The organism is Acidianus ambivalens (assembly GCF_009729015.1).
Taxonomy (GTDB): Archaea; Thermoproteota; Thermoprotei_A; order Sulfolobales; family Sulfolobaceae; genus Acidianus; species Acidianus ambivalens.
This window is the reverse complement of the sequence record NZ_CP045482.1, coordinates 61,069-84,349: the sequence shown is the minus strand read 5'-3', so window position 1 is coordinate 84,349 and position 23,281 is coordinate 61,069. Positions and strand designations below refer to the sequence as shown.

The window sequence follows — 23,281 nt, the reverse complement described above, 5'->3', positions numbered from 1 at the left end:
GGTAGAATTAATTATAATCAATAAGGAAGGAATAAGGGATCCGGAAGGAGAGACTATAAAGAACTACATAGTAAATAAAGTAACTGATAAGGTTAAGGAAGTAAGGGCTGGAAAATATCTAAGCTTTAGTGTCGATGTAAAAGAAGAGTCTGAGGCAATTGAATTAGTGAAGAAAATAGCATATGAAGATAGGTTATACAATCCTATAGTTCATAAAATTATTGTTAGGGCAGAGAAAATTGAAAACGGCGGTAATTAAATTCCCTGGAACTACTTGTGAAATTGACGTCTTAAAGGCTTTAAAAGAAGCTGGAGTAGAATCCAACATAGTAGGTTATAAGGATTTTGATCCGGATAAGTTTGATGCAGTTGTTATTCCGGGAGGTTTTAGTTTTGGAGATTATCTTAGAGCTGGAAGTATTGCTGCAAATACTGAAACAATGAAGAAAATTAAGGAAATGGCTAATGAGGGAAAAATAGTACTTGGAATATGCAATGGATTCCAAATATTAGTCGAAAGTGGATTACTAAAAGGTGCATTACTCCCTAACCTGAAAATGAGATTCATAAGTAAATGGGTTTACGTTAAGGTTGTAAGGTTTGACACTGCAATTACTAAAGGGCTAAACAAGAAAGTATTAAGAATGCCAATAGCTCATGCTGAAGGAAGATATTATCTAGATAATCCAGAAGAGGCAGAAAAACTTGCAGTATTTAAGTACTCCGATGAAGAAGGGAATGTAAAAGAAGAAGTAAATCCTAATGGTTCAATTTTGAACATTGCTGGTATAGCAAATGAAGAAGGCAACGTTATAGGTTTAATGCCACATCCAGAAAGAGCTTCATTCAAGTTAACTAGCCCAGATTCGCAAACAGATGGTTTATTACTTCTTAGAGGGTTGAGAAAATGACCATATCCCTTTCATCTTATGAACTAGAATTAATTAAAAAGGAATTAAAAAGGGAACCAAAGGAAGAAGAATTAAAAGTAATTGACGCATTATGGTCTGAGCATTGTTCTTATAAATCGTCTAAGGTGTTCCTAAGAAGTTTGCCAAGCGAAGGTCCAAATGTCGTTATGGGAATAGAAGATTGGCAAGATGCAGGTGCAGTGGATATTGGAGATGGCTATGCAATTGTAATGAAGGTTGAAAGTCATAATCATCCTTCGGCAATTGACCCATTTAATGGTGCAGCTACAGGAGTAGGAGGAATAATTAGAGACATAATAAGTAAGGGAGCAAGACCTATAGCGTTATTAGATATGATAAGAGTAGGAAGTTTAAGGCATGAAAGAAATAGATGGTTATTAAAAGGTATAATAAGCGGTATAGGATTTTACGGAAATAGTATAGGAGTACCAGTAGTTGGAGGAGAACTTTCCTTTGATGATTCCTATACTGATAATCCATTAGTTGACGTTGCTTGCGTAGGGATAGTAAGAAAGGATAAAATTATACCTAGCGTTGTTAAAAGGCCAGGCTTAAAGTTAGTTTTGGCTGGTTTGACTGGAATAGACGGCTTAGGTGGAGCTTCCTTTGCTTCCAGAAAGCTAAGTGGAGAGGACGAAATAGGTGCTGTTCAAATAGCTGATCCTTTTGCAGGAAAGATAATCCTAGACGTAACTCTTGAAATAGCGGACAAAGTTGAAGCAATAAAGGACCTTGGAGGAGGAGGATTAGCAGTAGCAGTCACTGAGATGGCTAATGGGCTAGGGGCAATAGTAAACTTAGATAAAGTGCCTCTTAGGGTAAAAGGAATGAAACCTGTAGATATAATAATATCTGAAACTCAAGAAAGAATGCTTTATGCTGTAAAGGATGAAAACGTGAAAGAAGTATGTAAAGCCTTTGAATACTATGAATATCCATGTGCAGTTATAGGTGAAATTATCGAAGAACCTAAGATAAAATTCCTTTATGAAGGGAAAGAGGTAGTTTCGCTTCCTTCGTCATTATTACTCTCTCCACCAATTTATATATGGAATATGAAAGAAAATGGAGAACAAAAAACTGGTGAAAAACCTAACGTAAGAATAGAGGATGCTATAAGGAGTATAGTTACTTCTGAAGATTTAGTAAGTAAGGAATGGGCCTATTCTCAATTCGATTACGAAGTTGGTACTTCTACTGTTATAAAGCCTGGAGAGGCGGATTCTTCATTATTACTCCTCCCTAACGGTAAATTCCTTGCAATAAAAGGTGATGCAAATCCTGACTTATGCGTTGAGGATTCTTACGAATGCGGCAAAGCTATATTTGCAGAAGCTTATAGAAATTTAGCTACTGTTGGAGCTAGAGGAGTAGCTGCCGTAGACCATTTGCAATTTGGAGATCCTAAAAAACCAAAGGTTTATGCAAAATTCGTTGAAGCTATTAGAGGAATTTCTGAGGCAGCTAGATTCTTTAATATTCCAATAGTAGGTGGTAAGGTATCATTTTATAATGAGAATAGTAAAGGTGAACCTATAAAACCAACACCATTGATAGTCATGGCAGGCCTTTCAGATAAACCTTTTAGGCCTTCAATAGAGGAGGGTCTGGATATAGTTCTTATAGGGATTACTAGGGATGAAATGAGAGCTTCACTATTTACTAAGATTTTTGGACAATATGGTAAATTACCTAAAGCTAGACTTTCTGAAGATTTAATTTCGAGTGAAATCGTTATACAAGGAATACATGAAGGAAAGATCACTTATGCAAAAGACATTTCTAAGGGAGGATTAATAGGAGCTTTATGGAGTATAATAACTAAGGGATATTCAGTTTCAATTTCAACAGATGCCATTACTACCGCTGAAGACATCTACTCAAAGTTATTTTCAGAGAATGGAGGAAGGTTTGTAGTACTAACTAATGATTCACAATTCTTTACGAGACTTGCTGAAAAGAAAGGAACTATTGCTAGAGTAGTTGGCAAAGTTACTAAAGGATCTGGAATTTATATTGATTCAGATTATTATGATTTATCCAAGGAAATAGATATTTATAACAATTATTTGGAGGCGAGATTATGAAAATTAAGGAACACTGCGGAATATTTGCCACCATAGGAGAGAATTCTGTAAAATATACCTATGAGGGACTTAAATTGTTACAACATAGAGGCCAAGAATCTGCAGGAATATCTTACGTAGAAGATGGAATTAAGACTATAAAAGGCTTAGGCCTTGTAGAGGAGGCATTAAATGAGAAGGAAGTTTTACAGATTAAATCGAAATTTAGCATAGGACATGTAAGATATTCTACTACCGGTAAAACTACTTTACAGGAGGCACAGCCTCTAAACAATGAGAAACTTTCTATAGCATTTAATGGGACAATTGCAAATTATTTTGAGTTTGGAAATTATTCTACTGACACCGAGTTCATTCTAGATTTCCTATCTAAGGATATTAAAGAAGGTAAGGATATTGTATATGCTGTAAAGCATTTTATGGATATAGCAGATGGTGCATACTCAATGGTTATTTTAGATGATAAAAAAAGGGTTTTAGCAGTTAGAGATCCTAAAGGCTTCAGACCGCTAGTCATGGGCAAAATTGGGGAAAGCATAGTTTTCTCTTCGGAAGATTCCGCAATAAAACAACTAGGAGGAAAAGTGATCAAGGACGTCTTGCCTGGAGAAATAATTCTAGTTAATCCTGACGGTAAAATTTTAAGCGATAAAGTTCCATCTACAAGTTTCCATACTTGTGCATTTGAATATATTTACTTTTCAAGAGCTGATAGTAAAATTGACGGAGTTTCAGTTTATATGTCGAGAATAAGGCTTGGGGAGATTCTAGCTAAAAATCATCCTGCTAAAGCCGATATCGTAGTTCCGGTCCCTGAGTCATCTAGGCCTATTGCTATTGGTTATTCAAGGGAGAGCAAAATTCCGTTAGAAGAGGCCTTAATAAGGACTATAGTGTCTAAAAGGTCATTTATTATGCCTACTAACGATAAGAGGAAATCCGTACTTGAGGAAAAGTTTGGAATTGTAGAAGATGCAGTTAAAGGTAAGAGAATTGTCCTTATAGACGATTCAATAGTTAGGGGTAATACTATGAAGAGAATAATCATGTTATTAAGAAATTCTGGTGCAAAGGAGATTCACGTGAGAGTTGGTTCTCCTATGATAAAATATCCTTGTTATATGGGGATTGATTTCCCGAGTAGGAGTGAGTTGATAGCCTCAAATAAAAATGAAAATGAAATTGCCAAAATTCTAGGAGCTGATAGCATAGAGTACCTAACCGTAGACGAAATGAAGCAGGCAATAGGTAGAGATAGCTTATGTACTGCCTGCTTTACTGGTATATATCCTCTTAAGAGAAACTATTCCTTACAAGTTATGGAAAGTGTATTTAATAGGTGATAAAAGTGGCAGGTATAGTAGGAATTTTGGCATTTGATAAAATTTGGAATATCTCGAAATTTATGAAATACTCCTTAATGGGGTTACAGCATAGAGGCTATTCTAGTTCCGGATATGCTATACTTAATGATAAAATCTCATCTGGTCATTTCTCTTCTCCTCCAGAAGATATAGAAATTAACGAACACGGATGGGCGGGAATAGGTTACACTGGAAGTAAAGAAGGATACCCGATAGTTTTTGACGACGTTGCTTTGGTCATAGATGGAGTAATAAAAGAAGATCCTAAAATAATTGCAGAAAAAGTATTGTCAAGTCCTGAGGATTTAAAAGACGTAAGAGGAGCGTTCTCTTTAATTGCACTAACATCAGAAGGTAAGATAATAGCATACCGCGATGAAAGTGGTCTTAAGCCTTTAGCAATAGGTGGTTTTGGTTTTGATATGGCAATTGTAGCATCTGAAATGACTGCAATGAGCGTTATAGGAGGGGAATTTAGGAGAGAAATAAATCCGGGCGAAATGATAATTCTTGATAAATATAATATAGAAAGTAAGAAATTGAAAGAACCTAAAAAGAGCTACTGTTCAATAGAATATATTTACCAAGCTAGAATTGACAGTTTCGTAAATGAGAAATCGATCTACGAATTAAGGATAAGAATTGGTGAAGAACTTGCAAGAGAGAAGCCAATAGATGCCGATACAGTAATAGGAGTTCCAGACACTGCAATTCCTTTTGCGATAGGCTACTCCAGAGTTACCGGAATACCGTTAGACCTAGGGTTTACAAGAACTGGAAGTCCGATAAGGACAATGCTAGCCTCTAACGATTTTATGAAAATAGTAGGAGTACAGCTAAAACTTAATGTTATAAAATCGGCAGTATTTGGTAAAAGAGTAATATTAATCGATGATTCTATGGTTACAGGAACAACTCTAAAGAACACTATATTTAGCCTAAGAAAGATGGGTGCTAAAGAAGTTCACGTACTTATAGGAAGCCCTAAATTAATTTCCTACTGTCCATATGGTGTAGAAGTTCCTCAATCTTCTGAATTGATAGCTGCAAACCTAAGTGAGGAAGAGATAGCTAAAGTTTTAGGAGCGGATTCGATTTATTGGTTAAGTATAGATGGCCTTTACAAGGTCATAGGAAGTAAACAACTATGCTTAGGTTGCATGTTAAATTCCTATCCTAAGGTGATTTAAATGAATGAGAAGAAAGTACTTCTAATAGGCGATGGCGCTAGAGAGAACGCCTTAGCAGAAGCCTTATCGAATAACAAGGTATTTGCAATTTCATCTTTCATAAATCCTGGAATAAAAAATGTAGTTGAAAGGACAGGAGGGAAGTACTTCGTAGGAAATATTAATTCTAAGGACTTTGTAAAAGAGATAATAAAACAAGTTAACCCAGATTTCGGCGTAATAGGGCCAGAAGATCCGTTATTTCATGGAGTCTCTAATGCATTTTATGAAGAAGGAATTCCAGTTGTAGGTCCAATTGATAAAGATGCTATGGTTGAAAAATCTAAGGTTTGGATGAGGCAGTTAATGTGGAAATATAAAATCCCTGGTAGGTTAAGATTCAAATCTTTCTCAAATCTAGCTGAAGCAGCAAAATTTATTCTAGATTATGGAGGTTCTGTAGCAATAAAGCCTTCAGAGCAAGTAGGAGGAAAGGGAGTAAAGGTAGTAGCAGACATTCAAGCTTACTTATCTAATGAGAAAAGGCAGGCATTGAGCAAGAGTGTTGATGAAATTGGCAAATACGTAGCAGACGATGAGGTTAAAATCATAATTGAGGAAAGAGTAGACGGGCCCGAATACACTCTCCATGTTTTAACTGACGGCAGTTCTTACTTGCCCTTACCTTTGGCTCAAGATTATAAACACGCCTATCAAGATGGGATAGGTCCAGAAACCGGAGGAATGGGCTCAATATCTGGTCCTAAGAATTTACTTCCATTTATAAATGAAGAAGAGTACGAGAGGAGTTTCAACATTGTCAAGATGACTGCAGAAGCAATAGAAAAGGAAACCGGAGAGAAATATAAAGGATTCTTATCTGGACAAATGATGCTGACAGATTTGTGGGGTCCTACAATTATTGAGTATTATTCTAGATTAGGGGATCCAGAGGCTTCAGCAATAATTCCTAGGATAAAGAATTTCGGTGAAATTTTAGAACTAATGGCTGAAGGTAAATTATCTAAGGCAAAAATTGATCTCGTTGAAGAACCCAGTGTAGTTAGAGCTATTGCACCTTATGGATATCCTCTAAATAAATCTTTAGCTAAAGGCCAAAAATTCTATGTAGATTTACAAAAAATAAAGGAAAAAGGATGTATATTATACTTTGGCTCTATTGCTCTTGAAGGAAACGAATTAATAGCTCAAGGTTCTAGAGCCTTAGAACTAGTAGCCTTTGGAGATTTTGATGAGGCAAGTAAAAAGCTTGACGAGTGTATGACGTATATTTCGAGCGATAGGAAAATAATTTACAGAACTGATATAGGCAGAACTATAAACGATATGGTGGAGAAGGCGGAGATAGTTAGATATGCCTATAAGAATAGAGAAAAACACGGAATTTTAGGGGTTTCTGCTGACTGGTCTCCTAATGGTGGGTTATGGTGAGTGAATACAAAAAAGCTGGAGTCGATTTAAATAAAATTAAAGAAATTCATGAATATATTGCTAAGGAGATCTCGTCAACATATAGGAATGTTTTGTTGGGGGCAGGGCACTATTCTGGAGTAATAAATTATAATGGAATAAAATTAGCTTTACACACTGACGGCGTTGGAACTAAGACTCTTTTAGCGCTTAAATCAGGAATATTTGAACCAGTAGGTATTGATTGCGTTGCCATGAACGTTAACGATTTAGTTTCTATAGGAGCGAAGCCATTAGCATTGGTTGATTATCTTGCAATGGAAAAACCAATGGATGATGTAGTAAAGGGAGTAATGAACGGCTTAGTTAAAGGAGCGATAGAGTCTGAAGCAGAAATAGTTGGTGGTGAAACTGCTATAATGAAAGATGTAATAAATGGTTTCGATTTATCATGCACTGCATTAGGAGTTGTAGATGAGATAAAAGATGGCCATGATGTTAAGCCCGGGGATGTAATCTTAGGTTTAAGGAGTAATGGAATTCATTCAAACGGATATTCTTTGGTTAGAAGATTAATAGACGAAGGAAGACTTTCGTTTGAGGATTGGAAAGAAGAGATTATGAAGCCTACTAAAATATACGTTAAACCTATACTTTCAGTTTTACCAATGATAAAGGCTGCTGCTCACATAACTGGTGGTTCATTTTCTAAGCTTAGGAGGATAACTAATTATCATATAGAACTTAAAATGCCAGAACCACAGGGTATATTTAAGGAAATTGAGAAAGCCGGAGTCTCTCACGAGGAAATGTATAAAGTTTTCAACATGGGCATCGGTATGGTTGTTTTCACCTCTCCAGAGTATAAGGACGATGTAATAAAAAATATTCAGAAATTCGTCGAAGTTTATGAAATTGGAAAAGTTTCAGAAGGTAGTGGTATAACAATCTTTACGTATAAGAACGCTGTTCTCTATTTATAGAATTTAATGAATACCTTTTAAACTCTAAATCATAATGCTTTGTCTGGTGACTATACATATGAAACCAATAGATATGAAATCTTTAATAAATTATGTAGCTTTAAAAATATTAGGAGGAAGCGACTACCTATTAAATGCTCTAGAGGAATACTTAGTTAATGGCGAAGGCCCGGCAATAGTCGCACATAGATATAATATATCAAAGCATCAACTTAGAGGCTACGCTCAAAGAATTATTGAAAAGAGTGGTAGCGAATGCAGAGCAAAGAAAATTATTCCGATACTTAAGCAAATTTCAGTTGACGTTAAACCTATTATTACTAGAGATGAAAATGGAGTTTATACATGTACAATATGCAATACAATAGTTGCTAGAGAAGATGCAGAAGAGCACGTAAGAAAGTATCATAAAGACCAACTCACTCTTGCAATTAAGAGTATGATGGAGAAATTAGACGAGATAAGAGCTAAGAAAGCCAAAGCCGTAATACTTACATCAGCAAGTTAAACTGAAGCAATTTTATTTTAAGATCTATTTATTTTGATTCCCCTTTTATCAAACCTAAAGCCTTTTTTATTACCTTGGAATTCTTGATAAAATGATTATAATGAGGAAAGTTATTAGTGTAAGATTAAAAGAAGAGCTAGTAAGGGAAGTTGATAAAAAATATAAAGAATTAGGCTTTGATAACCGAACAGAATTTATAAAAGAAGCACTAAAATTCTATTTAACTAAGAAGCTTGGTAAAATCTCATAAAAGTTTAGTTAAGTCTATATATAGAGATTTTTGAGGCAATCCTTCAACATTACCTCTATAGAGAAATACGTTATTTTCATTATCTTCATAGCTTTTAACTCTAATGTAACCCGTTTTCTTGAAATGAAAATAGTTTTAGCTTACTCGGGAGGGTTAGATACTACAGTATCTATAAGATGGCTTAAGGAAAAGTATCAAGCTGATGTAATAACAGTAAGCGTTGATGTAGGGCAGAAAGAGGATTTTAAAAAATTAGAAGAAAGAGCTTACATTGCTGGTTCATCTAAGCATTATACAATAGATGCTAAAGAAGAATTTGTAGAAAAATTCGTGAAATATGATATCATAATGAATGGACTTTATGAAGATGTTTACCCATTATCAACAGCTTTAGCAAGGCCTTTAATAGCCGAAAAAGTTGTAGAAATAGCTAAAAAAGAAGGAACAGAATATGTAGCGCATGGTTCAACGTCTAAAGGTAACGATCAAGTAAGGTTTGATTTAGCAATTAAGGCGCACATGCCAGACGCGAAAATAATAACACCTGCAAGAAGTTGGGATATGACTAGGGAAACAGAAATCAAATATGCTAAAGAACACGGAATTCCGATAAAAGAAGAGAGCAGTAAATATAGCATAGATGAGAATCTATGGGGCAGAAGCATTGAAGGCGACATAATTGAAGACCCTTCAAAGGAAGTCCCAGAAGACGCATTTGAATTGACAAGAAAAACATCGACAAAAAATAAAGAGAAAATCATCATAACTTTTGAGAAAGGAGTGCCGGTTGCATTAAACGGAGAAAAAATGCCTCTGCTTAACTTAATAGATAACCTAAATAAGATCGCTGGAAGCTTAGGCTTTGGAAGAGTAGATCACTTAGAAAATAGGGTTGTAGGATTTAAATCCAGGGAAGTTTACGAAGCACCAGCAGCTCTTTGTTTAATTTATGCTCATAAGGATTTGGAAAAAACCGTTTACACTCCATTAGAGCTTAGGTTTAAGAAAAGCATAGATTCTCAATGGAGCGACTTAGTTTATCAAGGTTTATGGTACGAACCCTTGAGGGAAACATTACAAAAAGTTGGAGTTGATATGAATAATTGGGTTACTGGAGAAGTGGAAGTGGAGATTGGAGAAAACGGTCTAAGAATATTAGGTAGGAATTCTCCTTATTCTCCTTACTCAGATAAGATTGCATCATATAATAAGGGATGGTATCCTACGGAAGAGATGGCTAAGGGATTCATAGAAATTTGGGGAATGCATTCGCTATTAGCTAGGAAGGTGAGGAGTTCGTAATGCTTTATAGGAAATGGGGCTCTTCAGGAGACGAAGTTATCTCTTTTACTTCCTCCATAGATTCCGATAAAGAGATAATGGAGGAAGTAAAGTTAACGATGAAAGCTCATGTAATAGAACTTTATTTGAATAAGATAATAAGTAAAGAAATAGCTGGAAAAATAATCTCTGCTATAAATGATTTTAAGGAAATTCCAAGCGGTTATGAAGACGTCCACGAGGCATTAGAGGATTATATAATAAAGAAAGTTGGAGAAGAAGGGGGATGGATAGGATTAGGTAGAAGTAGAAACGATCACGTAGCAACTGCATTAAGGTTGAAAGCCAGAGAAGAATTGCTTTCAATACTAGATGAAATAATAAAATTAAGGGAAGTCCTATTAAATAAGGCTGAGCAATTTCTTGACGTTATATTTCCAGCTTTTACCCACTTGCAACCTGCACAACCTACAACTTTTGGGCATTATTTGAGCTATATAGAAGAAGAGCTTTACTCAGCTTGGGAAATAATATTTTCAAACTTGAAGCTAGTAAATAGGTCTCCATTAGGTAGCGGAGCAATTGTTGGAAGTACTGTAAATATAAATAGAGAAAGAGAATCAGAAATGCTAGGTTTTGATGATATAATAACTAACACTATTTCGGCATCATCTTCAAGAATAGACTTAATTTCGTCTGTAAGTAGTATGGTAATCCTAAGTTTAATACTGAGCAGGATTGCGGAAGATATGATAATATTCTCCTCAATGAAATTAGTTAAACTTCCAGACAATCAAGTAAGTACTAGTAGTTTAATGCCACAGAAAAGGAATCCGGTAACTATGGAAATAATGAGAGCCAAGGCAGGAGAATTAATAGGCTTCTTCACATCTTTATCATCAATATATAAGGGATTACCTTCAGGCTATGATTTAGATATACAGGAAATGAACAAATATTATTGGTATTCCTTCGATTATGTAAAGAATTCTCTCTATGTCATGAAATCTCTATTTGAGAACATTGAAGTTTTACCAGGTAGTCTCGATAATTCAATGTTAGCTACTGACGAAGCAGAGAGCATTTCTTTGCAAGGTATTCCTTACAGAAAAGCTTATTTTGAAGTCTCCTCTAAAGTTATGAAGGGCACCTTTACTCCTTCAATAAGTTTCAAAGAATCTATAAATTTAAAGAAAACTGAAGGATCTCCAAATCCTGAAATGCTTAAAAATGATATTAAGAAGGCAAAAGATAGAATTGAGGAAAATAAAATGAGATTAAATGAATTCAAGACAAAAATTTCAAATAAAATATCCCAATTAAAGGCGATTGAAAATGATTTGCAAGAGGGGCTATAAAGGATATATCTACCTTGAAGATGGAACTCTCATTGAAGGCTGCGGATTTGGAGCTAAGGGAATAAGGGCAGGTGAAGTAGTTTTTACTACTTCAATGAATGGTTATCCAGAGAGTTTAACAGACCCATCTTATAGAGGACAAATATTAGTAATTACACATCCGCTAGTAGGCAATTACGGAATTCCTAAACCCATAGTAGAAAACGGAATTTTAAGGAATTTTGAGTCTGAGAGAATACAAGTTGAAGGTTTAGTAGTTGCAGAGGAGACAGATCCATATAAGTGGAATTCGCAAATGTCCCTTCACGACTGGTTAAAATCTGAAGGAGTTCCTGGAGTTTCAGACGTTGATACAAGAATGCTAGTAAAGAAGGTTAGGAATAAGGGCGTAATGATGGGTGTAATATCTTCTGGAATAGAATTAGATGACCCAAAGAAATACCTGGAAAAGAAATATGATGAAATAGACTTTACTCAATTCACTTCGCCTAAATCTCCTATAATTCATCAAGGTAGTGGAAAAGGAATAATAGTTCTTGTAGACTGCGGAATAAAACATGGCATACTCTATCAGCTAAACTCTAGAGGATATACTGTAGTAAGAGTACCATGCAATTTTACTGCAAATCAAATTATGGATTATTCTCCTCAAGGCGTGGTATTTGGTAATGGCCCAGGAAATCCAAAATTACTCCAAGGGCTGATAAAAACTTACAAGGACATTGTAGAATATAAAGTTCCTATAATGGGAATTTGTTTAGGTCACCAAATCACTTCCTTAGCTTTAGGGGGAAATGTTAGGAAAATGAAATATGGCCATAGAGCAATAAATAAGCCCGTCATAGATGTTACTGATAATAAATGTTACATTACAACGCATAATCACGGTTATGGAGTGTTCAAGGAGGATGTTCCAAAGGATATGAAAGTCTGGTTCTATAATCCGGATGATGGAGTAGTTGAAGGAATGATACATAATAAATTGCCTATAATTACTACCCAATTTCACCCAGAGGCTAGACCTGGCCCTTGGGATGTAACTTGGGTATTTGATAAATTTAAAAAGGTGATTGAAAGTGGTAGACCTTAAAAAGGTATTAGTTGTAGGTTCAGGACCAATAAAAGTAGCAGAAGCTGCAGAATTTGATTATAGCGGTAGTCAAGCATTAAAAGCACTTAAGGAAGAGGGAATACAGACGATATTAGTAAACTCTAACGTAGCTACAGTTCAAACTAGTTATAAAATGGCAGATAAGATCTACATGTTACCAGTTACATGGTGGGCAGTAGAGAAGGTCATTGAGCAAGAGAGACCGGACGGCATAATGATAGGCTTTGGAGGACAGACTGCGTTAAATGTAGGTGTAGATTTATATAAAAGAGGTATCCTACAAAAGTACGGAGTAAAGGTATTAGGGACTCCGATCGAAGGAATAGAAAAGGCATTAAGTAGGGAAAAATTCAGGGAAACGATGATTAATGTTAATTTACCAGTACCTCCAAGTTTATCTGCTAAAACTGAGGAAGAGGCTATACAGAAGGCTAGGGAAATAGGATATCCAGTAATGGTTAGAGTAAGTTTCAACTTAGGAGGTAGAGGATCTACAGTAGCTTGGAATGAGGAAATACTTAAAAGGGACATAGGAAGGGCTTTCTCTCAGAGTTATACTCATGAAGTATTAATAGAGAAATACTTGTACCATTGGAAGGAACTTGAATACGAAGTAATGAGAGACAGTAAAGGCAATTCTGCTGTAATAGCTTGTATAGAGAATTTAGATCCTATGGGAGTTCATACTGGAGAATCTACAGTAATTGCGCCATGCCAAACTTTGGATAATCAAGAATACCAGGATATGAGGACTAAGGCCGAACTCGTAGCAAAATCCATTGATTTAGTAGGAGAATGTAATGTGCAGTTTGCTCTAGATCCTAATAGTTATACTCACTATATTATTGAGACAAATCCAAGGATGTCTAGGAGTAGTGCATTAGCCAGCAAAGCTACAGGATATCCTTTGGCATATGTTTCTGCAAAGTTAGCTTTAGGATATTCTCTATATGAAGTTTTGAACAAGGTTTCCGGCTCAACGTGTGCATGCTTCGAACCAAGCTTAGACTATGTAGTAATCAAAATACCAAGATGGGATTTACAGAAGTTTGAAAACGCAGAGATGTCGCTAGGAACAGAAATGAAAAGTATAGGAGAGGTCATGAGCATAGGAAGATCGTTTGAAGAGGCGTTACAAAAGGCTGTAAGGATGTTAGATATTGGAGAGCCCGGAGTTGTTGGAGGAAAGGCCTATAATTCACTTCTAACTAAAAATGAACTTCTAAAATACTTGAAAGAAAGGTATCCATACTGGTTCTTATACGCTGCTAAGGCCTTTAAAGAAGGAGCGACAATAGATGAAGTGTATGAGGCAACGGGTATAGATAAGTTCTTCCTTAATAAAATAAAGAAATTAGTTGAATTTTACGAGAATTTAAAAGAAGTAAACAAAGATACCCTGATTGAAGCTAAAAAGTTAGGATTTAGTGACGAGCAAATTGCAAAGAAAGTAAATAAGAGTGTAGAAGAGATTAGGAAAATAAGAGAGATAGAAGGAATAAAACCAGTAGTTAAGCAAATAGACACTTTAGCTGGAGAATGGCCTGCGGTAACTAATTACCTTTATTTAACATATAATGGCAGCGAAGATGACATAGAATTTTCAACTAACGCAAATAAATTACTAATCCTTGGAGCAGGAGGATTTAGGATAGGAGTTTCTGTAGAATTTGATTGGAGCGTAGTAAGTTTACTTGATGCTGCATTAAAATACTTCGACGAAGTAGCTATACTTAATTATAACCCAGAGACAGTGTCAACTGACTGGGACGTTGCAAAGAAATTATACTTTGATGAATTAACGTTAGAAAGAATACTCGACATTGTAAACAAAGAGAACTTTAGGTATGTAGCAACCTTTACTGGAGGGCAAATAGGAAACAATTTAGCAAAACTGTTAGAAGATTCTGGAATTAGATTATTAGGTACAGCAGGACATAGCGTAGACATAGCAGAAGATAGGGAGAAGTTCTCTAAGCTTCTTGATAAATTAGGCATAAAACAACCGCCGTGGATTTCTGCATCATCTATAGAAGAAGTTAAGAAATTCGTTGGAGAAGTTGGATTCCCATTATTAATTAGGCCAAGTTACGTACTAAGCGGATCTTCTATGAGAATAGTTTACAATGAGGAAGAATTATTTAATTTCATCAATAACTTGAAAATCTCAACTAAATATCCAGTTGTTATATCAAAGTATTTGGATAATGCAATAGAAGCAGAAATAGATGCCGCAAGCGATGGAAAAGGAGTAATAGGGGTAGTCATTGAACATGTTGAGGAGGCAGGCGTTCATAGCGGAGATGCTACTATGAGTATACCAAGTAGAAAATTAGGAGAAGGAGTAGTTAAGCAAATGAAGGAATATGCACTACAAATAGCTAGAGAAATTGAAATTAAGGGACCTTTCAATTTACAATTTGTGGTAAAAGATAATACTCCTTATATCATAGAGCTGAACTTAAGGGCTAGTAGATCTATGCCATTCAGTAGTAAGGCTAAAGGAGTTAATATAATAGAAAAGGCACTTGATGCAATAATAAATGGCTTAAACCTTGACGAGTTTTATGAACCGCCGTCAAAGGCTTGGGCGGTTAAATCCCCACAGTTTTCCTGGACGCAAATAAGGGGAGCATATCCAATGCTAGGGCCAGAAATGAGAAGTACTGGTGAAGCAGCAGCTTTCGGAATTGATTTTTACGATGCGTTAGTTAAGAGTTGGTTATCAGTCACTCCTAATAAATTACCAGAAAAAGGAAAATATGCCTTAGTTTATGGAATAGGAAACGAGGATTACCTAAAGGAGGCTGCAAATAATTTAAGGAAATACGGTATGGAAGTTATAACCTTGAAGGAAGTGCCATTAAAGGGTGAGGAAGAGGTTGATTCAAGGACTGCCGTAGATTTAATTACTACCTCTAAAATAGGCATTATAATCACTAACGGTTACTTAAAGAATATAGATTACCACGTTAGAAGGGAGGCAGTGGATTATAATGTACCGTTGGTACTTAACGGAAGGCTTGGTAAGGAACTTACTCAAGGTTTTCTCAATTCAAGGTTAACGTATTATGAAATGAGGGATTACGGTGGTGGAATATGAGGATAGCTTTAGTAGTAGATATAATAAGACAAGAGGAAAAAATGATAGTAAAAAGTTTAAACGATAAAGGAATTCAGTATGACGTAATAAATGTAGCACAAGAGCCTCTGCCATTCAATAGAGCTTTAGATAGATATGACGTTGCAATAATTAGGGCTATTAGTATGTATAGATCTCTTTATTCTGCTGCAGTATTTGAAAGCGTAGGAGTTCATACAATAAACTCTTCTGAAGTAATTACTGTAGCAGGAGATAAAATACTAACATATTCTAAGCTTTTCAAGGCTGGAGTTCCTATACCAGATTCGGTAATAGCAATGTCTCCAGATGCTACGTTAAAGGCATATGAACAAATAGGATTTCCATTAATAGATAAGCCACCAATAGGAAGCTGGGGTAGAATGGTATCTTTAATAAGGGATATCTTTGAGGGAAAAACGATTATAGAGCATAGGGAAATGTTAGGAAATTCTGCACTAAAAGTTCACATAGTTCAAGAATACATTAAAGAGAAAAATAGGGATATAAGATGTATAGTTATGGGTAAGGAATTATTAGGTTGTTACGCTAGGAATATTCCACCAAATGAATGGAGGGCTAACGTAGCTCTGGGAGGCACCCCTTCGCCAATAACAATCGATGAAAAGTTGAGGGAGACCGCATTAAAGGCTGCTAGCGTAGTAAACGGAGAGTTCATTTCAATAGACATCCTAGAGCATGCGAGTAAAGGTTATGTAATAAATGAGCTTAACGACACACCAGAATTTAAAGGATTTATGCTAGCTACCGGCATAAACGTTGCCGAAAAACTTGTCGATTATATTATTTCAAACTTTTCCTAATTTAGCTAGAAATAAGTCATGTCTAGTTTCTTCTAAAATTCTCCTTAAAGCGTCAATTTTTTGCCTTAAACCAGGAATTAACGACTTTGGGTATTCAAACTTCCATAATTCCTCATAGATTGTTTCCATGTAATTGAAGAATTTATCCGCATTTTCATAATCCCCTTTCCTAAGGAACTCTAGAATTGCCCTTCTCATTTCGCCAACTGCATCTGCTATGCCTAATACATAGTACATGTCTGGAATTCCTAGTTCATCAGCGAGGTAAAGCTTTCCGCCAAAATACATATTAATTACTACACTAGCCTCAGCAAGTTCTTGAAAAGATGTACCGACATCGCCGTAAAGTAATTCTGGATATTGGTTAACTATTTGTTCAATCTCCTTGGCTTTCTGTATTGCCTCCTCATATTTCTTTAATGCTTCTTCCTTCTTTTGTCTATGCGAAAGCGAAATTGTTTCTCCGCAAACTCTTATTAATTCTCTAGACAAGAGGAGAAGTTTTTCCCTATTATCAAATCTTTCTGTGAGTTTTTTCTCTATCCCGTCTAAATAACTCTGTATTTCTTCTATCATGAGGTTAGATAAGTAGTCTAAGTAAAAAGTTAAGCTATAATTCTATACCTAGGAAATAAATAGTAGAAACATACTTATATTACTTATATAGTATAAACCATATGATAAAACGCGTTAGCGTAATAGGTGCAGGTTTAATAGGTTCTGGATGGGCTACACTATTAGCAACTAAAGGCTATGAAGTTTCTCTATATACAGATAAGAAAGAAACCTTGGATAAAGGAATTGCGAAGATAAAATCATACTTAGAAGTTATGAAAAACATGAACTTAGTGGATAAGGAACCGGATTATTACATGAAAAATATTCGCCCTACTCTTAACATGGACGAAGCAATTGAAGGTACCGATTTCGTTATTGAAGCAATAATAGAGGATTATGATGCTAAAAAGAAAGTCTTCTCTTATTTAGATGAAAAATTAGACAAGAACGTGATATTAAGTAGTAGTACTTCCGGGTTGTTAATGACTGAGATACAGAAAGCAATGAAAAGGTATCCAGAAAGAGGTGTAATAGCCCATCCATGGAATCCACCACATTTGTTACCTTTAGTTGAAATAGTTCCCGGAGAAAAAACATCACAAGAAACTCTCAATACAACTAAAGATTTCATGGAGAAGTTGGATAGAGTAGTAGTGGTCCTAAAGAAGGAAATCCCAGGATTTTTAGGCAATAGGTTAGCTTTTGCGTTGTTTAGAGAAGCAGTATACTTAGTAGATGAGGGTGTCGCTACTGTAGAGGACATAGATAAAGTAATGACAGCCGCAATAGGCTTAAGATGGGCTTTCATGGGTCCTTTCCTAACTTACCATTTAGGCGGAGGAGAAGGAGGGTTAGAATATTTCTTTAGCAGAGGTTTTGGTTACGGTGCAAATGAATGGATGCATACTTTAGCTAAATATGATAAGTTTCCTTATACTGGAGTAGTGAAAGCTGTACAGCAAATGAAGGAATATAGTTTCATTAAAGGAAAAAGCTTTCAAGAATTATCAAAGTGGAGGGATGAAAAACTATTCCAAATATATAAAATAGTATGGGAAGATAAGAAACAAAATTCTAATGGAGAAAATAATAAATAAATAAAATTTCCTATTTTCTTAATCTTCTTCCTTAAATTCTAATATTCCTAGGTTCTCTAATAATCCTGAATCAGTTACATCAAATAGTACAACTTCTTCATTTGAGGTATTTACGTGTGAATGAACAGCGTTAGCAGGAACTACAAATATGTCTCCTTCTTCCCAATAGTATTTCTTGCCATCTATTATTGAGTATCCTTTACCTTTAACCACTAAGTAAATGGAGGCCATGTTATGGGAATGTGGTTTTGTAGCTACTCCTGGCTCAATGTATTGAAAACCTGCCATCATCGTTGGAGTTAGTCCTCTTGATCTTTCGGTACTTGGACTGTAAAACATGATTTTTGCAACGCCCTTTTGTATCTTACCTTGCTTTGCTATTAGCCTTAAGAGCTCTAAAGCCTTGTTAAATTTAATTACTTTAGGTTTGATTTCCTTAGGTGGTGAAGTATATTCCATGAAGGTTACTACTTTAAGGTCATCGTTCTCAATTTCTTTAACTATAGATTTTATTTCCTTTGTTAATTCTTCCTGTTTATCTTCTCTCTCTAAAACGTGCCCCATGTGTTTATATAGTTTAAAAAGTTTAAAAAGGTGTCTATTATGAGTGATTGTTATATTAAAGATGGCGATAAAACTTGTGTAGTAATATGCGGAAAACTAATTTGTGATAAAGATACTGTAAATGACTATGGTAGGTTATGTGAAGAATGTAAAAGAGGAGATAGAAAAGCCTGCATTGAAATGCTGGAAAGATACGGATGCTGGAGTGCTTCTGGCTGGTGGCTTTAACTCCCTAATAAGTATGTTAAAAGTGCAGTAAATAATCCAGCTACCAGGATTAATATTCCAGATTCTATTTTATCCTTTATTTCGCCTTCATATGATAAACCGAGCATGAAAAGGACAAAAGATGAGGCAGACAATACCATTACTACGTTTCTAGTTGTAATATACGAATAAAGTACAATTAAACCTAGAAATGGAGATATACCGTGCGCAAAAGCCGAAAGAACTATTGTAGCCTTAGTTCCGTAGTCATATATAGTCCCTTTTAAGCTTTTCATCATTTGTCTCTCAAGCTCCTTATATTCTTCTCTTTTTTCTTTTGCCTCAACAATTAGAGAATTCCACATTGATGATATTGATACAGCAGTTAATCCACTTAATATTGCAATTTCAGTATCTTTTACTTTAATATGCTCAACTATTGCTGACATTATAATTCCTAGTGTAAGTAATAATCCGTCAAATGACCCTAATATTAAATACCTCCTAAGGATTGATCTCTCGTATTTCAGAGCATATTTTAAACCATCTATTATCCCTTCAAACATGTTTTGAATCAATTTAAATACCAGGCTATTATAGTCTTTTTGGCATGAATAAGAAACTATTGCTCGCTTTGGGTATCATCATTTTATTATTAACAGCAGTAGGAGTTTATATGGCTTCAAGCTATAAGACTACCATAAGTATAACTAATTTGCCTTCTTCATCTTCTAATGAGGAAACTCTAGAAGTTAAAGTTCTAATGAATTATGGACCTCTTGGCGGAGTTTCACCTCTTTCAGACGCCTACGTTGAGATTTATAATTCACAAGGATATTACGTTACTGCAAACTTTACAAACTCTCAAGGAGTTGCAACATTCCATTTACCTCCTGGTAATTACAAGGTATTTGTAACCCAGCTACACTGTAGCGTCAATGTTTCCTTAACCTCTTCAAAAGAGGTTACAATAAGTTACGCCTACTTATATGCACCAAAGTGATGTAAATTTTTTACCTTTCTCAAGAACATTATCATATGGTAAATATAGATGTTGTAAGGATAGATATACCAGAAGGTACAAATGTAATAATTGGACAGTCTCACTTTATAAAAACTGTGGAAGACTTATACGAAACCTTAGCTTCTTCATCACCTAGTATAAAATTTGGAATAGCATTTAATGAAGCAAGTGGCAAAAGATTAGTAAGATTTGATGGTAATGACGAAGAGCTAATAAAACTTGCAATAGAGAATGCAAAAAGAATTGGTGCAGGACATACTTTTGTGATTTATATAAAAAATGCGTATCCTATCAATGTACTTAATAGAATAAAGAATGTTGAAGAAGTTGTTAGAATATTTGCGGCAACAGCAAATCCATTGCAAGTATTAGTTGCAGAAACTGACCAAGGAAGAGGAGTAATTGGAGTAGTAGACGGTTATACTCCACTAGGAGTCGAGAGCGATGCTGATATAAAAGAGAGGAAGGAGCTCCTCAGGAAGTTCGGATATAAGAGATAAAGCCTTGTTAAGTAAATCATCAGATACCTTTTCGTGTCCCTTTAAATAATGAATCATTGAAGCACATAAAAGTATTAAAGCTTGAAGGTACTTTTTCCTTTTTTCGTCTATCTCTGTAATCCATATTTTTTCAAGAACCTCGTGAGCCTCCCAAAATCTACAATTGAAAAATAAGTTTGGAAAGCTTTCCTTTTCCTCATTAACATTAATTATTTTTATCGGATTTCCCAAGATCTTAATTACTTTTTGAGGATCATCCATTATGTCTATTTCCGTATATTTACAGCGCCTTATATCTACTATACTTATGTTATGAAGATTCTTAACCTCAATAGTAGACGGATACAATAAAATATGTCTTTTCCCCATTTTATCACTCTTTATGGTTATTCCTACGTCAGAACCTTAATCATTGCTTTTTATTTTATAAAAACAATATAAATGTGATGAGTAAAGAAGCAGTACTATATAGAAAGGAAGGCAATAGAGTAAGATGTCTAGCTTGTGCTAGGAGATGTCTAATAGGAGAAGGACAAATAGGCTTCTGTGGAGTTAGGTCTGTAAGAAACGGAAAGTTGTACTTAGATGTTTACGGTAAGGTTGCTGCAGCTCACGTAGATCCTATAGAGAAGAAACCTTTAGTGCACTTTTACCCTGGATCAAAAGTTTTCTCGTTCTCCACATATGGTTGTAATTGGATGTGCATGTATTGCCAGAATTACGATTTAAGTCAAAGAAGAAGACCAGAAGGATATGAAGTATCTCCAGAGGAATTAGTAGATATGGCAATTGCATATGAGGCAGAGGGAATTACATATACTTACAATGAACCTGCGATATTTGCAGAGTTTGCACATGATACTGGAGTAATAGCTAGAAAAAGAGGATTATTTAATACAATGGTTAGCAACGGATACTGGACTGAGGAACTAGTAGACTACGTGAAAGATTTTCTTGATGCGGTAACAATAGACTTTAAGGGAAACGGCGAGGAAAAATTCATGAAGAGGTATACTGGAGCCTCTGGTCCAGAGCCTATATTGGAAACTATTAGAGAACTTCATAAGAATGGTATCCATGTTGAAATTACGGATTTAGTTATTCCTCAGATAGGAGATGATTTGAAGGCTGCAGAAAATTTACTTAAGAAAATAATGGACATTCTAGGTCCTGACGTCCCTATTCACTTCTTGAGGTTTCATCCAGATTATAAGCTTAATTACCTTCCTTGGACTCCAGTAGAAACCTTAGAAAAACACTACAATCTAGCAAAGTCGTTAGGATTTAATTATGTTTACATCGGAAATGTTCCAGGCCACCCTTATGAAAGTACCTATTGCCCAAAATGCCACAATTTAGTAATAGGTAGAGACGGCTTTAGAATTACAGAGTGGCATCTAACTGAAGATATGAGATGTCAATATTGTGGATATAAACTGCCAATAGTAGGTAAACTGTCTAAACACGCGTTTGAAGAAGATAGATTTGAGCCAGTTTTTATATAAAAATAATTATTTTCCTTTAAAAATTGCTTTCCTTTTTTCAAGGAAAGCGTTAACTCCCTCTTTTTCATCTTCTGTAGAGAATGCTACTCCCCAACCTAAGCTTTCCATATTTAATCCATCTAATAATGGTGAGTCATTACCGTAGAGAATTACATGTTTTAGTATTGCTAGAGCTATGGGAGATTTTTCCATGAGCTTTCCAGCAAATTTAATAGTTTCTTCTTTTAGAGAAGATAAAGAAACCACTTTATTAACTAATCCAATTCTTTCTGCCTCTTTAGCAGGAATTTTATCTCCAGTCATCATGAGCTCCATAGCTTTTGCTTTACCTATAGCTCTCACTAATCTTTGAGTACCTCCGAATCCAGGATAAATTCCTAAATTAATTTCTGGCAAACCAAGAGATGCTTCTTCTGCAGCAATCCTAAAGTCACAGGCTAGAGCTAATTCTAGACCTCCGCCTAATGCATAGCCATTGATCATTGCTATAGTAGGTTTACTAACGCTTTCTATATAATCCATAACTCTTCTACCCTTTTTAGCAAAGTTCCAAGCAGAGATTGAATTTAACTCTTTAAATTGCGATATATCTGCCCCAGCAGAAAAAGCTTTTCCATTACCTGTAAAAATTATTACTTTAACATCGTTATTTTCTTCAAAATTTTTTGTTACTTCTTCCAATTCTTCTAACATTTTTAAATTTATAGCGTTTAGTTTATCAGGCCTATTTAATATAATCCATCCTATTCCATTTTCAATTTTGGTTTCGACAGTTTCCATAGTTATCTCTATGAAAAGATATTAATAAATGCTTTAATTTGAGTTATACGGATATAGAATTATGAACAGATTGGATAAGAATCTACTTATCTATTTGCCAACATCGGTAATACCAATAGCAGGAAGTACTATTTATAGTATTATAAGCATTAATAAAATTAGAGATTTTGTGGAGGCATTACCTTATATCTTTTTAGGGCTTCCTGCAAGTTTGTTAACATCTGCTATACTAACTTTTGAATATTTTAAACAGTTTATCTATGTTGTTCTGTTAATAGTAGTGCTGGCTCCTTTTATTTCATCTTTTGCAATCTCCAGAACTTATGAGAACGTTGAAATCATTCCTAATGAATATTACATTGAAATAACGCTAAAAGTTCCGATTTCTTATTCACAATTTTCCGATCCAAATGCTCTCTTTGAGAAGATATTCAACAAGGCCCTAAAGAAAATGAAAAATCCGTACTATTATTATAAATTAAGATCTCTAGGAAATTGTTCTAATCTTAAAGTAGAAGTTCATGAGGATAGAATAGTATTAAGAAAAAGGTGTGGAGACATAATAGTTGAGATTAATTTATCAAATAAAGACGAAGCCTACATGAAGGTATCTATTTCTTACTGATT

The 23,281-nt window shown here is 35.1% G+C and carries 25 protein-coding genes; 20 read left to right on the top strand and 5 right to left on the bottom strand.

The genetic code is table 11. The features are described 5' to 3' along the window. The first annotated feature begins 10 nt into the window (after positions 1–10). The 14 genes from D1866_RS00475 to lysX all read left to right on the top strand — a co-directional run bounded on the left by D1866_RS00475 (position 11) and on the right by lysX (position 16,419). Positions 11–259, top strand: coding sequence for a phosphoribosylformylglycinamidine synthase subunit PurS (locus tag D1866_RS00475; RefSeq protein ID WP_155861205.1), 249 nt, complete (start codon positions 11–13; stop codon positions 257–259). After that, complete coding sequence (gene purQ / locus D1866_RS00470) at positions 240–911, top strand: phosphoribosylformylglycinamidine synthase I (RefSeq protein WP_152940613.1); 672 nt, start codon at positions 240–242, stop codon at positions 909–911. The genes D1866_RS00475 and purQ overlap by 20 nt, the downstream gene beginning before the upstream one ends. After that, positions 908–3,019 carry a phosphoribosylformylglycinamidine synthase subunit PurL gene (gene purL / locus D1866_RS00465; RefSeq protein WP_152940611.1) on the top strand — a complete coding sequence of 704 codons (2,112 nt, stop codon included), beginning with the start codon at positions 908–910 and terminating at the stop codon, positions 3,017–3,019. Before purQ ends, purL begins: the two co-directional genes overlap by 4 nt. Then, positions 3,013–4,362 (top strand): amidophosphoribosyltransferase, encoded by a 1,350-nt coding sequence (purF, locus tag D1866_RS00460; RefSeq protein WP_155860968.1) that lies wholly within the window; start codon positions 3,013–3,015, stop codon positions 4,360–4,362. Before purL ends, purF begins: the two co-directional genes overlap by 7 nt. A 5-nt stretch (positions 4,363–4,367) precedes the next feature. Further along, positions 4,368–5,573 (top strand): amidophosphoribosyltransferase, encoded by a 1,206-nt coding sequence (locus D1866_RS00455; RefSeq protein WP_155860966.1) that lies wholly within the window; start codon positions 4,368–4,370, stop codon positions 5,571–5,573. Further along, positions 5,574–7,004, top strand: a complete 1,431-nt coding sequence (gene purD / locus D1866_RS00450) for a phosphoribosylamine--glycine ligase (RefSeq protein ID WP_152940606.1) — start codon at positions 5,574–5,576, stop codon at positions 7,002–7,004. Beyond that, positions 6,998–7,966, top strand: a complete 969-nt coding sequence (gene purM, locus D1866_RS00445; RefSeq protein WP_152940604.1) for a phosphoribosylformylglycinamidine cyclo-ligase — start codon at positions 6,998–7,000, stop codon at positions 7,964–7,966. Before purD ends, purM begins: the two co-directional genes overlap by 7 nt. 58 nt (positions 7,967–8,024) lie before the next feature. After that, on the top strand, positions 8,025–8,474 hold the full coding sequence (locus tag D1866_RS00440) for a hypothetical protein (RefSeq protein ID WP_048054614.1): 450 nt from the start codon (positions 8,025–8,027) through the stop codon (positions 8,472–8,474). Between the two features lie 91 nt (positions 8,475–8,565). Beyond that, positions 8,566–8,724 (top strand): ribbon-helix-helix domain-containing protein, encoded by a 159-nt coding sequence (locus D1866_RS00435; RefSeq protein ID WP_231136345.1) that lies wholly within the window; start codon positions 8,566–8,568, stop codon positions 8,722–8,724. A 123-nt stretch (positions 8,725–8,847) separates the two neighbouring features. Then, positions 8,848–10,026 (top strand): argininosuccinate synthase, encoded by a 1,179-nt coding sequence (locus tag D1866_RS00430; protein ID WP_152940602.1) that lies wholly within the window; start codon positions 8,848–8,850, stop codon positions 10,024–10,026. Beyond that, positions 10,026–11,363: an argininosuccinate lyase gene (argH, locus tag D1866_RS00425; RefSeq protein ID WP_152940600.1), complete on the top strand. Its 1,338-nt coding sequence runs from the start codon at positions 10,026–10,028 to the stop codon at positions 11,361–11,363. The genes D1866_RS00430 and argH overlap by 1 nt, the downstream gene beginning before the upstream one ends. Beyond that, positions 11,341–12,453: a glutamine-hydrolyzing carbamoyl-phosphate synthase small subunit gene (gene carA / locus D1866_RS00420; protein ID WP_152940598.1), complete on the top strand. Its 1,113-nt coding sequence runs from the start codon at positions 11,341–11,343 to the stop codon at positions 12,451–12,453. The genes argH and carA overlap by 23 nt, the downstream gene beginning before the upstream one ends. Further along, a complete protein-coding gene (gene carB, locus D1866_RS00415; protein WP_155860965.1) occupies positions 12,440–15,577 on the top strand; it encodes a carbamoyl-phosphate synthase (glutamine-hydrolyzing) large subunit in 3,138 nt (1,045 codons plus the stop codon). Before carA ends, carB begins: the two co-directional genes overlap by 14 nt. After that, the gene (gene lysX, locus D1866_RS00410; protein ID WP_152940594.1) at positions 15,574–16,419 is read left to right on the top strand and encodes a lysine biosynthesis protein LysX; all 846 of its coding nucleotides are present in this window, start codon (positions 15,574–15,576) and stop codon (positions 16,417–16,419) included. The genes carB and lysX overlap by 4 nt, the downstream gene beginning before the upstream one ends. Here the strand turns inward: lysX and D1866_RS00405 are convergent. Beyond that, on the bottom strand, positions 16,405–16,995 hold the full coding sequence (locus tag D1866_RS00405; protein ID WP_152940592.1) for a translin family protein: 591 nt from the start codon (positions 16,993–16,995) through the stop codon (positions 16,405–16,407). The two genes, lysX and D1866_RS00405, sit on opposite strands and share 15 nt — an antisense overlap. Before the next feature lie 101 nt (positions 16,996–17,096). Between D1866_RS00405 and D1866_RS00400 the strand changes: the two genes are divergently transcribed. Continuing rightward, positions 17,097–18,074 (top strand): 3-hydroxyacyl-CoA dehydrogenase family protein, encoded by a 978-nt coding sequence (locus tag D1866_RS00400; RefSeq protein WP_152940590.1) that lies wholly within the window; start codon positions 17,097–17,099, stop codon positions 18,072–18,074. An 18-nt stretch (positions 18,075–18,092) separates the two neighbouring features. Here D1866_RS00400 and D1866_RS00395 read toward each other — a convergent pair whose 3' ends face one another. Continuing rightward, a complete protein-coding gene (locus D1866_RS00395) occupies positions 18,093–18,638 on the bottom strand; it encodes a cupin domain-containing protein (RefSeq protein ID WP_152940588.1) in 546 nt (181 codons plus the stop codon). A gap of 39 nt (positions 18,639–18,677) precedes the next feature. Between D1866_RS00395 and D1866_RS00390 the strand changes: the two genes are divergently transcribed. Continuing rightward, positions 18,678–18,866 carry a hypothetical protein gene (locus tag D1866_RS00390; protein WP_152940586.1) on the top strand — a complete coding sequence of 63 codons (189 nt, stop codon included), beginning with the start codon at positions 18,678–18,680 and terminating at the stop codon, positions 18,864–18,866. On the opposite strand, the gene D1866_RS00385 is transcribed toward D1866_RS00390, so the two are convergent. Continuing rightward, positions 18,863–19,411, bottom strand: coding sequence for a VIT1/CCC1 transporter family protein (locus D1866_RS00385; RefSeq protein ID WP_152940584.1), 549 nt, complete (start codon positions 19,409–19,411; stop codon positions 18,863–18,865). The two genes, D1866_RS00390 and D1866_RS00385, sit on opposite strands and share 4 nt — an antisense overlap. A 44-nt stretch (positions 19,412–19,455) precedes the next feature. Between D1866_RS00385 and D1866_RS00380 the strand changes: the two genes are divergently transcribed. Both D1866_RS00380 and D1866_RS00375 read left to right on the top strand, forming a co-directional pair. Then, positions 19,456–19,848 carry a hypothetical protein gene (locus D1866_RS00380; protein WP_152940582.1) on the top strand — a complete coding sequence of 131 codons (393 nt, stop codon included), beginning with the start codon at positions 19,456–19,458 and terminating at the stop codon, positions 19,846–19,848. A gap of 35 nt (positions 19,849–19,883) precedes the next feature. Then, positions 19,884–20,369, top strand: coding sequence for an adenosine-specific kinase (locus D1866_RS00375; protein WP_152940580.1), 486 nt, complete (start codon positions 19,884–19,886; stop codon positions 20,367–20,369). Here D1866_RS00375 and D1866_RS00370 read toward each other — a convergent pair. Then, complete coding sequence (locus D1866_RS00370) at positions 20,298–20,738, bottom strand: DUF309 domain-containing protein (RefSeq protein ID WP_152940578.1); 441 nt, start codon at positions 20,736–20,738, stop codon at positions 20,298–20,300. The genes D1866_RS00375 and D1866_RS00370 overlap by 72 nt on opposite strands. 77 nt (positions 20,739–20,815) lie before the next feature. Here D1866_RS00370 and amrS point away from each other — a divergent pair, with 77 nt between their 5' ends. Further along, positions 20,816–21,874: an AmmeMemoRadiSam system radical SAM enzyme gene (gene amrS / locus D1866_RS00365; RefSeq protein ID WP_152940576.1), complete on the top strand. Its 1,059-nt coding sequence runs from the start codon at positions 20,816–20,818 to the stop codon at positions 21,872–21,874. A gap of 6 nt (positions 21,875–21,880) precedes the next feature. Here amrS and D1866_RS00360 read toward each other — a convergent pair whose 3' ends face one another. Beyond that, positions 21,881–22,654, bottom strand: a complete 774-nt coding sequence (locus D1866_RS00360; RefSeq protein ID WP_152940574.1) for an enoyl-CoA hydratase/isomerase family protein — start codon at positions 22,652–22,654, stop codon at positions 21,881–21,883. Between the two features lie 61 nt (positions 22,655–22,715). On the opposite strand from D1866_RS00360, the gene D1866_RS00355 reads away from it, so the two are divergent. Continuing rightward, the gene (locus D1866_RS00355; protein WP_152940572.1) at positions 22,716–23,279 is read left to right on the top strand and encodes a nucleoside/nucleotide kinase family protein; all 564 of its coding nucleotides are present in this window, start codon (positions 22,716–22,718) and stop codon (positions 23,277–23,279) included. The last annotated feature ends 2 nt before the right edge of the window (positions 23,280–23,281 follow it).